At 40.0% G+C, this 15,737-nt stretch carries 6 protein-coding genes and 1 pseudogene; all 7 read left to right on the forward strand.

Features of this window, described 5'->3' with window-relative positions:
- Window positions 1-72: 72 nt before the first annotated feature.
- Complete coding sequence (locus ACWPVE_RS11735; RefSeq protein WP_453993524.1) at window positions 73-2,013, forward strand: protein kinase domain-containing protein; 1,941 nt, start codon at window positions 73-75, stop codon at window positions 2,011-2,013.
- Window positions 2,014-2,719: 706 nt separating this feature from the next.
- Window positions 2,720-3,268 carry a hypothetical protein gene (locus ACWPVE_RS11740; protein WP_453993526.1) on the forward strand — a complete coding sequence of 183 codons (549 nt, stop codon included), beginning with the start codon at window positions 2,720-2,722 and terminating at the stop codon, window positions 3,266-3,268.
- Between the two features lie 5 nt (window positions 3,269-3,273).
- Window positions 3,274-8,697: an Ig-like domain-containing protein gene (locus ACWPVE_RS11745; protein ID WP_453997486.1), complete on the forward strand. Its 5,424-nt coding sequence runs from the start codon at window positions 3,274-3,276 to the stop codon at window positions 8,695-8,697.
- 166 nt (window positions 8,698-8,863) lie between these two features.
- Window positions 8,864-10,084 (forward strand): annotated as a pseudogene (locus ACWPVE_RS11750) (ISL3 family transposase).
- 496 nt (window positions 10,085-10,580) lie between these two features.
- Window positions 10,581-10,922, forward strand: a complete 342-nt coding sequence (locus ACWPVE_RS11755) for a hypothetical protein (protein ID WP_453993528.1) — start codon at window positions 10,581-10,583, stop codon at window positions 10,920-10,922.
- Between the two features lie 253 nt (window positions 10,923-11,175).
- Complete coding sequence (locus tag ACWPVE_RS11760) at window positions 11,176-14,676, forward strand: metallophosphoesterase (protein ID WP_453993530.1); 3,501 nt, start codon at window positions 11,176-11,178, stop codon at window positions 14,674-14,676.
- A 181-nt stretch (window positions 14,677-14,857) separates the two neighbouring features.
- A complete protein-coding gene (locus tag ACWPVE_RS11765) occupies window positions 14,858-15,724 on the forward strand; it encodes a YitT family protein (protein ID WP_453993532.1) in 867 nt (288 codons plus the stop codon).
- Window positions 15,725-15,737 lie beyond the last annotated feature (13 nt).

The raw sequence follows: 15,737 nt of genomic DNA on the forward strand, positions 1-15,737 counted from the left end.
ACAGGACGTGGCTGCCTTTAATAGACGGTCCACTAACAAGTCGCTTGAGCTTTTCAATTTGGAGGAATTACTTTGATTAAAATCGGAAGTTTTTTAGATGATAGATATGAGATATTGAAGGAAATTGGTCGTGGCGGGATGAGTATTGTCTACTTGGCGATGGACAGTAGGCTGAATAAATCCCTCGTTGTCAAGGATATCCGAAAACGGGACAACAGCAATAACGAGCTCCTCATTAATAGTCTCGTTGTTGAAGCGAATATGTTAAAAAAACTCGATCATGGTGCGCTTCCGAAGATTTACGACATTATTGAATCCGAGGGCGACATTTATGTAGTAATGGACTATATCGAAGGGGAGTCACTTAAACAAAAGCTGAAGCGGGAAAAAGTCATTCAGGCTAAGTATGTAATTAGTTGGGCGAAACAACTTGCCGAGGTTCTCCATTATTTGCATACAAGAAAGCCTCATCCGATCATCTATCGTGACATGAAGCCTGATAATATCATGCTCACTCCTGAAGGGAAAATCAAACTGATTGACTTCGGGATTGCCCGTGAGTTTAAGGATGAAAGTTTGACAGATACGACAAATCTTGGAACAAAAACGTATGCTGCACCGGAGCAACTATCTGGAAAACGAACCGATGCACGAACGGATATTTATAGCTTAGGCTTGACGCTCTATCAACTCATCACAGGAAAAAGTCTAGCCGACCCGCCGTATGAAGTAAGACCGATTCGCCAATGGGACCCGACTCTACCTGAGGGACTTGAGCACATCATTTTAAAATGTACACAGGCTGAACCAGAAAACCGCTATCAAACAAGTGAAGAGCTCTTATACGATTTACAAAATATCAACAAGCTCACAGCAGGTTACCGAAAAAAAATGATGAAACGGCTTTATACCTTTTTAATCCCATCCGTTCTATGTCTAGGTTTTACAACGACTTCTGTTTTCGGCTATCAAGGAATAAAAAATGAGCAATTTCAAGATTATATGGGGCTTGTCAATGAATCAAGCATCTCGTTGATTGAGGGAAATGATACAGAGGCAATTAAGCTACTTGAAAAGGCTATTAGTATAGATAAAAGTCGTGCATCTGCTTATATCAACTTACTTGAGGTATATATCGATCGAAATGAAGTGGACACAGGTCTTTCAAAAATCGAATCGTATGTGAATGATAAATATGGAAACATTCATAAAAACAGCGAGGTTCTCTTTAAGCTGGGGATGACCTATTTTGACCTTAAACGAGATTACCCAGTTGCTTTAAAGTATTTTAAACAAGTTGATGAAAAAAAGATTCCTGATGCAAGTTATTATATTACCCTTGCGACAACGCTAGGTGGGATGAACATTGATTATGACGAGTTCTCTACGAATCTATTGGAATTTGAGTCATTTAATGATAATCTCCCGAACAATGCGAAAAAGGTAGATAACTATAATTCACTTGCAAATATTTATATTTCTTATAAAGGCCAGATTGCGGATGCCAACACAAAGGCGATTACGGTTGTGCAGAAGGCGCAAGAAGTTTTAGGTTTTGCATCTGATGAGCAAATCCGGCTTAAGTATGAGCTTGAATTTGAGCAAAAGCTCGCTCAGGCATTTTACTCAAGAGGAGTTAATTCAGAGGATCAGGTATCTGCTCGTGATGATTTTGAGCAGGCAGTCGACCACTACAACACGCTCCTCGATTTGAATGTGCCAAACAAAGAAAATGTGATGATTAATATCGGTATGATCTATCAAGAAATGGGCGAACACTCCCAAGCGGTTGAACAGTTTGAACGGATTTTAAAAGAATTCCCGAAAAGCCTGAATGCGTATGTGAGACTCGGTAATCTCTTGCTTGATATTGAGCAAGGAAAACCAGAGGACCAGCGTAATTACAGCAGGGCACAAGAAGTCTTCGTGCGCGCTGGTGAACTTGAAAATGCTGGCGATAACGAAGCCTACAAAAAACTCTCAAGACGCATGGGGAACTTAAATATTAGATAGCGGGATTGTTGGGATATGTGCTTCTGGTGAGTTCGCAACCACGGATGAAGACACAAATCCTCGTGCGAGAGCGCAAATCCGTGGATGCAGGCGCAAATCCGCATGTGAATGCGCAAATCCGTGGGTGAGAGCGCAAATCTTCGACCGAATGCTCAAATCCATGGACTAAGGCGCAAATCTGCGGGCGAATGCGCAAATCTGTGTGTGAGCGCGCAAAACCGTGGATGAAGACGCAAATCTGTGTGTGAGCGCGCAAAACCGTGTGTGAAGGCGCAAATCAGCGGGTGAGCGCGCAAAACCGTGGGTGAGGGCGCAAAACCGTGTGTGAAGGCGCAAATCAGCGGGTGAGCGCGCAAATCCGTGGATGAAGACGCAAATCTGTGTGTGAGGGCGCAAAACCGTGTGTGAAGGCGCAAATCTGCGGGTGAGCGCGCAAAACCGTGTGTGAAGGCGCAAATCAGCGGGTGAGCGCGCAAATCCGTGGATGAAGACGCAAATCTGTGTGTGAGGGCGCAAAACCGTGTGTGAAGGCGCAAATCAGCGGGTGAGCGCGCAAATCCGCGGATGAAGACGCAAATCCTCGGTTCAGCGCGCAAATCTTCGGCCTAAGGCGCAAATCCATGGCCGAAGGCACAAATCTTCGAGCGAATGCGTTAATCCACAATTCAAGTCAATGCACATTTCAATAGAAAGGGGGGCTTAAGGGATGGAATACCAGATTATGTTTTATGGTGGATTGGCGGGTGCGGTGATTACGCTTATTATTTCGATCATCGTGTATATGAAACTACAAATCTCACAAGTAATCGAGGACATCACGGGCGGTCGCTTCAAGAGGAAGAAGGCGAACGGTCGTAGCTCCTATGAAACAGCGGAAACAAAGAGAACAACGAGTGAGATTAAGCTGCGGAAAAAAGACGACCCAGTTGCAACATCCGTAGCAGACACTGCCCTCGTGAGTCAGGAGCTTGAGCCAACTTCCATGCTACAGAATACGGATGTGGAGCCAACAGCTTTGTTAGTTGAAGAGAAACCTGTAGAGGAAACTTCACTTTTAATAGAGGAAACGACCCTATTAGATGACGATGAAACAACACTGTTAGTCGAGGATGACGAAACATCAATCTTCCTTGAAGGTGATGGCGAAACAGCGATTCTCACTGAAGTAGAGGAAGAATCCGATTTCCAAATCGAAGTAGATGTCATGATTGTCCATACAAATAAAGTGATCGAACAAAGGAGCGTAGTAAAGTGATAGCAATGATCTCAAAGAGCTACCGAAAAAACAAATCGGTGTTGTTCATACCGGTTGCATTTGTCTTGGTGCTCTCAGTGGTTTTGTTTAGCCTGAACGTATCGTCGCAGGTTGAAACGAAACAATTTGTGCATTTTAATCAGGAAAGATGGGAAATTGGCCAGGATTTTTCAAATGAATGGTACATAAATGGTGATACCCTTGAATTTCAAGTCGATTTAAAAGAGGACTATGAAAATTACCTGAAGCCGAAAGGAGAAGCACCACCTGAGGAGCCAGTCAATCCAGTAGAAACTGAAGCGAATAAATCAGAAAACCAAGAAGGTACCGAATCAACAGATGAACAATCACCACCTAATGATACGGTTACTCCTCCAGTTGCAGGTGAAATCCCTGAGGGAGGACTTCCTTTTAACGTAAAAGCAGATGTGAAAGGTCCTGGAAAAGTAAACATCACACCTATCACAAATGGTGGATTCAAAGGAGTCTACAAAGTCTCTATTACTGGTATCAATAAAGACGACAAAATCCCAGTGACGATTGACTTTAAAGAGGACTCTTGGGTTGTGGAACCACCTAGTCGTCAAACAACCTTTTATGTTACGAAAGACACACGTGCACCAGAAGTTACACTTTCTGGTATTGAAGATGGGAAATTTTATAAGTGGACCGTCCATCTTGGAATTGAAGTGAATGAAAAACACTTTGCAAAAGACAAAGTTGATATTTCGATTAAAAAAGATGGTTCAGATTTTGAATTACAGGGCCCTGTTGAATGGCACCGAAACAAAACGGCGATTACATTTGATCAAGTGGGTCATTATGAAGTAACTGTAACGGCTACGGATAAAGCAGGGAACACGAGTGAAACAAAATCGATTTCCTTCGCAAACGTAAGTAGAGATTCTGTGATGTATATTGACAAGAAAACAGCAAATGATTTCTATAAAAATGACGTCACGGTCGTAATCGATAATCCATTACTGATTCATACTGCAGAGTTAACATACAGTAAGGACGGAGGAGAGTCTCAAACTGTCCCAATGGACATCTCCTTAACGAAAGCTACATACTCCATTCAAGAAGAAGGAACGTATGAGTTTGGTGCAAAGATTACCGATATATGGAGAACAAAGGAATTTGGAACCTATAAAAATGTCGTGATTGATAAAACAGCACCAAAAGCAAAAGTTACAGGTGTTGAAAACGGCGGAAATTATACCGAATCAAAGGAAATGGTCATTACAGCTTCTGACACATATCTTGATGTAAACAAATCTACTTTAAAGATCACAAAGAATGGAGAAGTTGAAACGATCACGGGGAAAGAAGCTCTTGATAAACGTGAGCTTTCGGATGGTGTTTACTCCATTGAACTAAGTGTGTTTGACAAAGCGGGGAATGAAACAAAATCACCTACGCTTACCTTTACAATTGATACAGAGAAACCAGTTTTAAAGATTGATGGAGTTGAAAACGGTAAGTATTATCCAGAGGATCAAACCGTTCAATTCTCAGTAGAAGATCTTACGCTTGATTTGGCGCAAACATCTCTACTTGTAAAGCATAATGAGACTGACTTTGCGGAAGAGATTGCTTTTAAACAAGATGGTACAAAGGCTGTAGCAAGCCATACGTTTACGGATGAAGGTACGTATACAATCGAGTTAAGCTCGACTGACCAATTTGGGAATGCAGCAGAAAAAGTCACAAAAGCATTTACAATCGATAAAACAAAGCCAACTGTATCGCTTATTGGTGTAGAGCATAATAAAAAGTACAACCAACAAATTGACTTGGAGCTTGACGCAAAAGATACAAACAAAGACGATAGCAAAACGATCTTAACCGTCACAAAAGATGGTAAGGCAGAAACTTTTAAGGGTGAAAAGGCTCATCAAACCCATAGTTTCAAACATGAAGGTGTTTATGAGATTCAAGTCGATTACTTTGACAAAGCTGGAAACAAGGCTGATTTTTCAACAGTTTCATTCATTATCGACAACTCAAAACCTGAGGTTGATATTACGGGTGTAAGTGAGAATGAATATGCAAATCGTGAAAAAGAAGTTAAATTTACGGTTGAAGATTGGAATATTGACCTTGATCAAATTGACCTGAATATTACGAAAGATGGCGAAGAGTACTCGACAGAGGAAATCACATTCAAAAAACATAAGAACCGCGTGGCGGAAGCCAATCATACATTTACGGATGATGGTGTCTATGAGGTGAAACTAAAGTCCACTGATGAGGCAGGTAATACGTCAGCAGTAAAACAAGTTCGTTTTACCATCGATAAAATTGCCCCAGAGATCGTTGTGACCAACATTGGGGAAAACGGTCGATATAATGATGACCGTGACGTAACGATTACGATAACTGATTTAAATATGGGTGAGTCATCAGCAACGGTAAAGTACAATGGTAAACCATATGACATGGACCCACTCGTGCTTGAAGATGGAAAGGCTACAACAAAACACACGTTTACTGAAGAAGGTGTTTATGAACTGGAAGTCGTTTCAACAGATAAAGCTGGAAACGAAAGTAGTAAATACTATAAATTTACAGTTGATAAAACAGGTCCTTCAATCAAATATTCGATTGAAGATGGCACGTACTTTAACGATAACAATGTAGATCTAACAGTTACAGTTGATGACTACACACCATTTATTCCAGAAATTACTGTAAATGGTGAGGAAATAACGGAGAGTTGGATCCAAGAAGTCATTTGGTTCTTTACGCAAAAATTAACCATTTCATTTGAGGAAGAAGACGTATATTCGGTTCAAGTAAAAGCAAAAGACTACTTTGGCGCTGAAAGTACAAAAGATCTCGAGTTTACAATTGACCGTACAGCTCCTGACATTCAAATTAGTGGTACTATTGCTGACGGCGGTTTTGTCCAAGGTGACAATGAGTTAATTGTTGACATCAATGACCTACATTTTGATGCAAGCAAACATGAAGTGCTTGTAAACGGTCAAGCAGTAAAGGATGCCGAGTGGCAAGAAACGTCAACAGGTTATCAGTTCAAACAAAGCTTCCCTGACGATGGGAATTATAAAGTAACAGTTCGCTCAGAGGACTTTGCCGGTAACAAATCCGAAGTGAAAAACCATACTTTCACAGTGGATAACGTTAAACCAGTAATCACGATTGAAAACGTCAAAGACGGAACATTTTACGATAAAAAGCAAACAGCAACCATCAAGGTGAACGAGCTGAACTTTGCAAATAACGAGGTTAACATTGAAGTTACAAAAAATGGTGGACCGTATTCAATTGGAAAATGGGAAAACAAAGATGTGACATCTAGTCTTTCGATTCCATTTAACGAAGACGGTGACTACGTGATTAAAGTGTCTTCGAAAGATGCTGCAGGAAACATAGCGGAAGCGAAGGAAGTAAAGTTCACAGTTGATGAAACCTTCCCTGCACTAAAAATCACAGGTGTCGACCATATGACGAACTATAATGTGACAAAGCAAGTTTCATTCGAGGTAACAGATGCTAACATTGCACACCCTTCCTTACGCGTAACGAAGGATGGCAAGACGTATGATGTTGGTTCATTTGAACAATCGAGAACAAAAGCAAGCTTGACACACAAATTTGCAGAAGAAGGCAGCTATGTCGTATACTTCAACGCTACGGACAGATCAGGTAATAAAACAACACATGATGAAATTGCGTTTATCATCGACAAAACAAGCCCAGTTGTCAAAATTGACGGTGTTGACCACCAGTCCTTTAACCCAACGGGCAAACGAGTAACCGTTTCTGTTGATGAATTGAATTTTGGAACGAACTATGTTGTACTTTCCGTTACAAAAGATGGAAAAGCTTTTAATATTGGAACCTGGCAAAACAACAACAAACTTTCAAGCCTAGGCTATAATTTTAACGACGATGGCTTGTATACAGTAGGAATTACTGCAACTGATAAAGCAGGTAATGGTCCAGTTACAGCGAACAAGACATTTACAATTGATACAACAAGACCAACAATTGAAATCACAGGTGTTGAAAATGCGACTCACTATAATGTCGATAAGCCGGTAAATGTTGAAATTCGCGATGTGAACTTAGATGTGAATCAAATTACTGTCACACGAAATGGTAGAGGCTATAATGCTGGTGGATTTGCAGTAGCTAATCAAACGGCAAGACTCAGTCATACCTTTAGCCAGGAAGGTGACTATACAATCCAGGTTGAAGCGATTGACAAAGCGGGCAACCAATTCAGCAGACAGATTTCATTTATCATTGATAAAACAGCACCAGTTATTACACCAAAATTCAGTGGTCAAAACCGTGTCATTCAAGATGGGGAGTACATCAACGAGGTATTCACACCTCAATTTGCACTAGATCAAGCGGAAGACACAATTGTATCTGTCACGATGAATGGACAGGATGTAACAGGCCGCATACCAACGGCTACACTGGAAATGAAATACGAGTACACTGTACTCGCACGAGATAAAGCTGGAAACGAATCAACCATTAACGTTAGTTTCATCCTTGATACGACAAGACCGAGCCTAAATATCACAGGCGTTATTGATGGCTTCTTTAATAATAACCAGGCGCCTACAGTGACGTATTCAGACCGTCATCTCGATACAACTCGTACAAGTGTTACGTTAAACGGCCGTCCATTTGTAAATGGTGTGCAACTAAGTGATGAGGGAGACTATATTTTAAAGGCAGACATTTATGACCTAGCAAATAATGTTTCCTCTCGCACAATTGTATTTACCATTGATAAAACAGCACCAGTCATTCATTTTAAGGAACCTATTTCGAATAAGTATTTTAATGAAAGCTTAATCCCAGAACTATTGATTGAGGATTTAAATAACTATGACATTATTTCACTCACCTTAAATGGTCAGCCTTATACGCTAGGAGATCCAATTGAGGATGAAGGAAAGCATGTGCTCTTCTTCGAGGTGAAGGACCAAGCAGGAAATATTCAGCAGCTAAGTGTTGAATTTATCATTGATAAAACACCACCAAACATCATTATTGATGGTGTAGAGAAAAACGAAACATACCGTGACCCTGTAACTGTTTCAATCAGTCTTGATAATCCAAGTGATACACTGAATTCAGTGAAAATCAATGGAGAACTCTTCAATGGTGAGGTCAAAGAAGAAAATGGACTAAAAGTGATTTCAACGACCTTAACGGATATTAACCAGTACAAAGTGGAAGTTGAAGCTGTTGATGAAGCGGGTAACGAAAAGAAAGAGATTGTAGAATTTGAAATCGTAGAAAAAAGCGTACTCGTGAAGTTCTATGAAAATAAAACGTTATTTGCGGGAACAATGGTAGGACTTGTAGGTGCTGCAGCAGCTGCTGCGGTAGCCCTTCGTCGTAGCATCATCCGCAGAAGAGACGAGAAAGACATGTAAATTTACTTAGGTGGAGGCATTCGCTGCATGTAGCGAATGCCTATTTTTTAGGCTCTATAATATTTGTTGGGGTTTAAACAAAATTTTGTGTGCATAAAAAAACACGCAAACTCCTCATTCTCTTATACTTGAATTGTCCAGAAACAAGTCTAAAGAATGGAGTTGCGTGTATATGGATTTTACCATGATTATTCCTGGATTAAAAGGGTCTATCCTAACCAATGTTGAAGAAGTGGGCGAAGTTATCCGCCTGTACGTTGAAATGGAGCGAAAAGTACATCGGTGCCCTAAATGTAACCAAAGGACGAGTAAAATTCATGACTATCGTATACAAAAAATTCAACACTTAAAGTGGTTTGAAAGAAAAACCCAAATCTTTTATAAGCGTAGACGATATGTCTGTGAATGTGGGAAACGTTTTTCAGAGAAAAATCCTTTTGTCATGCGTTATCAACGTACCTCAATAGAATGGAATCAAGCTATATCAATTAAAGCAATTAAAGGAAAAACATTTAAGGAAACAGCTGAAATCTACGGGTGTTCATCTTCAACCATTATACGTCGATTCGATCAAATTTCACGAAGTGAAATTCGTCCGGTGGAAGAATTACCTACAGTTATAGCTATTGATGAATACAAGGGTGATACCCGCGAAGGGAAATACCAGTTAATCATTGCGAATGGGATAACAAAAGAACCGATTGATATTCTACCAAATCGTTATAAACGTACGATAAAAGACTACTTAAGAAAGCACGGATCTAGAGTGCAAATAGTCATAATGGATATGAATCATTCCTTTAAAGCAGCCGTTCAAGAGGCATTGGGTAAACCTGTTATTGTAGCTGATAGATTTCATTTTTGTCGTTACATCTATTGGGGGCTTGATGGAGTAAGACGTCGAGTACAAAACCAATTTCATGGCTACGACCGTAAAAAGTGTAAACGTATGAAACATGTCTTTCATAAAGACTGCCAACGCTTAACTAAGGATGAGAAATGGCATTTAAATCGTTACTTGGAGATGTCGAATGAACTCAAACAAGCATATGAAATTAAAGAGGCATATCGTACTTGGTTTTTACGTGCTAAAGAAAACGGAAAAAACAGTATCAGTTTGGTTAAAAAGTAATTGGAAGAACTATATAAGTTAATTGAGGATTCAAAGATACCTGAAATGATTAAAGCAATAAAGACCATACAAAATTGGCAAGTTGAAGTATTAAATAGCTTTGCCTATGAATATTCAAATGGGTTTTTAGAGGGAATTAATAATTCAACCAAAGTTCTAAAGAGAAATGCTTATGGATTTAGAGTTTTTGAACGCTTTAGGGCGAAGATTTTATTAACACACAAGTATAAAAGAATTGGGGTACATATTGGTTAACCGAGTTGGTGTGATTCTCCTCTATAAAAAATGATGAATGGTATCATCCATCATTTTTTATAGAGGCCACCAAGCGTAGCGCGGTAGCCTAAAACCCCAACATTTGATTTAGAACCATTTTTTAAGAGAAAGTGGTTTGACTGACAAATTGAAGGGTAAACACAAAGCTATAATGAGAGTAATTGTTTCGATTAGTTCATTTACGACTCATTTCACTATTTGCTTTGTTATCGTTTTACTTGGGGACGTGATCGTTGAATATGTAGCAAGTGTACTATTTAAGAACACAAATACTCTCTTCCTCAAATTCTTTAACTTTATTGTACTCTGTCTGTTTGGACTAACTCCCTATATTTATACGAAGTTGGGCAAATTTTCATGGTTGTTTCGCAGGTTGCTCATGCTAGTTATGGGACTATTTTTTATGCTTATCTACTACCTAATCAAAGTAGCCTTGCATGCGGTGTTTTTGTAGAAATAAATAGGACGAATAGATATGTACAACGCGAATGAATTAATCGAATCAGTGACCTTATTTTTTGGAGCATGGCTCTCTCTTCAGGTTGGAATTAGCTTCTTAACCATTTTCCTGGGGAACGTCATGGTCGAGCATGTGGAAACAGGTGTTTTTAGAAACACAAAGAATCCATTTCTGAAGTTTTTTACCTTTATCGTACTATTGCTCTTTGGATTAGGTCCCTTTATTTATACAAAGTTGAACAAATTCACATGGATAGTGAGAAAACTGCTGATGGTAGTCATCACACTTGGATTGGGAATCTTGTTCATGATCATATACTACATCATTAAAGCTGCGCTACAGGCAGTGTTATTGTAGTAATAAGAAGGAAAAAAATTGAATCATGATTTAACGTGTACAACGGAAGAACTAGCATTGTTAGTCACATTTTTGTGGGGATCCCGAAGTAACAAAGAAATGCGGAGCTTTACGTCAAAATATATTTGATGCAATAGATGACTTTTCTAAGTCGTCTTTTTTTTATCCACTTTTCATATTCCTCCCTATTTTTACATCATTTTCGTAAAACTTGAAAGACTAAGAATGGAAAAAAGTACTGGAGGGTATCTGTATGACTGGTTGGCAACAAGTGCTTAAAATATCCTTCTTATTCGTTCTACTTTCAAATGTTGGTCTGGCGTCAGGATCCGATAGTGTCGTTGCAGAAAATGCTGGTGATACTCCGAAAAATCAATCCGATATAGAAGTGGATTATGCCAAAGTGCCTATATTGCTTGTAACGGAGCTTGTCCCTGATTCAACAAATGTTGGAGGCGTGGATGGGTTCGAATTTATTGAAATCTATAACAACAGTACCCAATCGATTCATTTTAAGGATTATAAGCTGTACTACAGATATGGAAAGGATCGATCATCGGATGTTATGTGGCCATCTTTGACCGAAAATAGTGTTATTCCCGCGAGAAAAACACTTGTGTTCTGGGTCATCAATGATCAAAACAAAGAGCTTACTGTTGATGATTTTAATGCGCATTACGGCACGAATTTGAAGGAGAACAAAGATATTGTTCGTGTATACAGTGGCGGGATGGCGAATAAAGGCATGCGGGGAATTGTAATTAGAACGAATACCCATAAAGAAATATCGGTTGCTTACTATAAAAAGAAACCAGACGTCGACAAGGGAATTGTCTACCAATATCCAAAAAATAAATCGAGAGTATCAAAAAAAGTCGGTACTAAGGAAGCAACTCCTGGTCAAATTGAAAGTAATCAAGTTCCAGAGAAACCTGTTCAAATCAAAAGGGATTCAACTCCACCTACAATCGAGGATGTAACAAACCAATCTGAGGTGAATCAACAAGACAATCTTGATTTGGTCGCAAAGGCAACAGATAATCAGGATGTGAAATCTGTCCGTTTGTTTTATAAGATTGACCACCAGGACGCATACGATGAAGTGATTGTACCGCAAAACTATAATGATCTTCTCTATCATCACACCATTGATGCACCTGAATTAATCGGTCATGAGTATGTTGATTATTATTTTGTGGTTTCCGATGGTAGCAATGAGACAAAAAGCGATACCTATCGGATAAAGATTAAGAATGATTTAGACTACTCACCTGTTAGACTGAATCTGGAAAATGAAGAAATGCTCCGTGGAGAAAAAACCATCAAGGCTACTCCGGCTCTCAATTCGAAAGTAGAGCTGCTAATTGATGGAAAAAAAGTAACAGATGGACTATTTCAATCATTAGAACACACTGCTTATTTTGCATTTGAGGTGAACGGCCTGAATACGTATTTTCAAAATGCCGTTACGATGGGCAAGGACGTTCTATTTGTGATGGATCAGGATCGACTCAAAAAGTGGAAGACGTTCACGATTCCGATTGAGCCAGAGCGTCTTCCTCTAGGAACGAATAAAATAACGATTCGCTCTGGAAACAAAGCGTCACCTTTTGAGCTTTGGTCGAGGGAAAATCGTGATGACTTCCAATTACGAAATGTTCGCCTTATTCTAGGGGACGGTACAGTACTTCATGACCCAAAGCATCGTGACCCAGCTCAGGTCATGAAACTAGGCGATAAACGTACACATATCGATTTTACGTTTACCATTACTGAAAAAGAAGCACGCTCTCTTTCGTATAAATGGAATACCTCTTTGGTCCATGATAAAAAACATGAGGTAATAGCACGGGCAGGGGATGAAGAGGTTCGTTCTCAGGTGCTAGTCGATAATTCCGCCCCCACAATTAAAACAAATCTAAGAAAGAGACCATATAAAGGTCCTTTTACCATTGATGTAGAGGCGTTAGATAGGTTATCGGGTGTTGAAAAAATAAACGTAACCTTGGATGGAGAGAAAATTGAGGTACCGTATGAAACAGCATCCTCCAAGCTGAAGCCAGGAAAACATAAGCTGGTTGTTCGTGCGATGGACCGAGTAGGAAACAGAAAAGAGGAAGTTTTTCATTTTAAAGTTGTTGATGAAAATCCAAAAAAACCAGAGAGAATTTCGCCGAAGACAAAAGTTAATGGTAATCCCCTTTTGCAGGTGAAGGTGAAAGATCCGACTAAGGACAAACTGGATGTTACTTTTTATGAGGCATACAAATATGACGTGAATTCCCATGTGAAGGGGTTTAAAAATGCAGGTGATTATGAGCCTCCAGAGGCGATGATTCCGAAAGGAGAGCAAGTTTTTACACCAAAGGATGTCTCACTTGTTTCGAAAGCAGATGGCAACTATTTAGTGACAGACTCTGATACAAAATTCCCATATCACCGTTTCGAGGTTACAGTGGATGAGGTGAGTGAGAGTGATCGGGTAGAGTTGATATGGAAAGGAAATTCGCTTGAGGGTCGTAAGGTTTCCATGTATGCCTGGAACTACAGTGAGGAGAAATGGCGATTATTGGACTTTAAAGTAGCTGGTTCAAAAGATTTCACATTAACGTCTGATGTGCAGGTTCGCGACTATGTACGTGATTCTACTATTAGTGTCCTTGTACAAGACGAGATTGCTCCGACGCCAGAAGAATTCGACTATACCTTTGTGTGGATGTCGGATACCCAGTTTTACTCGGAGAACTATCCGTTTATTTTTCAACGCCAAACAGAATGGATTGCCAAAATGAAAGACAAACTCAATATCAAATACGTCTTTCACACTGGTGATTTAGTGAATGAATCCGTGAAGGAAAGTCAGTGGAGAAATGCGGATAGATCCATGCGAATTCTTGACGAACACGATATTCCTTACGGTGTGCTGGCTGGAAATCACGATGTTGACCAGGTGAATAATGACTACTCCGAGTACTATCAGTATTTTGGTAAGGACCGTTTTAAAAACAAACCATATTATGGTGGTTCATACCGAAATAACCGCGGTCATTATGATTTGATTTCTGCAGGTGGCAATGATTTCATTATGGTGTACTTAGGTTGGGGTGTGACAGATGAAGGGATCAAATGGGTAAATGATGTGCTAGCTGCCTACCCTGATCGTAAAGCGATTTTAAACTTCCATGAGTATTTACTCGCAACAGGAACAAGACATCCGATGGGAGAGAGACTCTATCAGGAAATTGTTGTGCCGAATAAAAATGTCGTTGCCGTATTGAGCGGTCATTATCATGAAGCGCAAACTTATATCGATGAAATTGATGATGACGGTGACGGCGAACTGGACCGTACAGTAACACAAATGCTTGCGGATTACCAAGCGGGACCTGAGGGTGGACAAGGCTATATGAGGTTGCTACATGTTGACCAAGACAATAACCGCATCGTGGTTAAAACATATTCACCTTACGTAGATGACTACAACTTTTTCGATCCAGATGAGTATCCACAAAAAGATGAGTTTGTGATTGAGATGGATTTAACCCCTGTTACCAAACGAGTCGCAACCGATTATTTTACAGTCAATGTCTACACGAACCGTAAAATTGGTTCTGTCAGAACTAGGAGTGGTCAAATCGGAGAAGTCATTTGGCCTGGATTAGAGAGCAACCGTTTTTACTCTTGGTATGCAGTGGTTGAAGATAGATTTACGGGAAAGACCGTTTCTGATATTTGGACATTTTTTAAACGATAGCAAGCCTTGGAATAATTATTCATCAGTCGTTACAAACTAAAAGCGTAGGTGTATATTTTGTTGCTTTACCACGTTATCCTACTGGCGTTTACATGCTTTTGAAGCCGTGATATACTTCCAAAGGCTAAAGCTCAAAAAGTATAATGTAAGCAATTCATAGCTTACCAACGGGGGTATTTTCATGAGTAGAAAGAGACGTCCGCAGGAAGTGCACCCAACACTTCAAAAGGTAAAGGAATACATATACATACTACTTGGTTCGGCCACAGTGGCTCTTTCGTTCAATCTGTTTTTATTACCGAATAAGGTGGCATCTGGTGGAGTAAGTGGGATCAGCATTATCCTCCATACCCTCTTTGGATGGGAAGCCGCATATGTTCAGTGGGCGTTTAATATCCCATTATTCATTGCTGGAGTTATATTTCTTGGAAAGGTATATGGTGCCCGAACGTTAATCGGCACGCTGTTCTTACCATTTGTTGTTTATCTTTCAAGAAATCTGGAGCCAGCAACGGTTGACCCCTTGCTTGGTGCATTATTCGGCGGGATTGGAGTAGGTCTGGGACTTGGTATCACATTCCGAGGTAACGCCTCGACAGGAGGAACAGACCTCGCTGCACAGATTGTTCATAAGTTTACAGGAATCTCACTTGGAAAATGTGTCGCTTCCATTGATGGCTTAATCGTTATAACGGCTGGTCTTGTGTTTGATATTGAAAGTGGACTCTATGCTTTAATTGGACTTTTTGTAACAAGCAAGACGATTGATTTGGTCCAAGTGGGACTAGGTACTTCAAAAATGGCTCTTATTATAACAAGTCATCAGGATGAAGTGCGACGAGAAATTTTTGCTAAACTGGACAGGGGAGTCACAAAACTCACTGGATATGGTGGTTACACCGATGATGAACGCCCAGTACTTATGTGTGTGGTTGATCAAAAAGAGTTCACAAAATTGAAACAAGTGGTCCGAAGCATTGATACATCAGCATTTGTTGTCGTAATGGACGCTTCAGAGGTAGTTGGAGAGGGTTTTAAAAGAGCGTAAGAGAGGTATAATA

The sequence above is a fragment of the Bacillus nitroreducens genome, from assembly GCF_964021195.1.

Excerpts from the sequence above, each read along its gene's own strand:
- ACWPVE_RS11740 (WP_453993526.1), top strand. The coding sequence starts at position 2,720 with ATGGAATACCAGATTATGTTTTATGGTGGATTGGCGGGTGCGGTGATT.
- ACWPVE_RS11745 (WP_453997486.1), top strand. The coding sequence starts at position 3,274 with ATGATCTCAAAGAGCTACCGAAAAAACAAATCGGTGTTGTTCATACCG.
- ACWPVE_RS11755 (WP_453993528.1), top strand. The coding sequence starts at position 10,581 with ATGTACAACGCGAATGAATTAATCGAATCAGTGACCTTATTTTTTGGA.
- ACWPVE_RS11760 (WP_453993530.1), top strand. The coding sequence starts at position 11,176 with ATGACTGGTTGGCAACAAGTGCTTAAAATATCCTTCTTATTCGTTCTA.
- ACWPVE_RS11765 (WP_453993532.1), top strand. The coding sequence starts at position 14,858 with ATGAGTAGAAAGAGACGTCCGCAGGAAGTGCACCCAACACTTCAAAAG.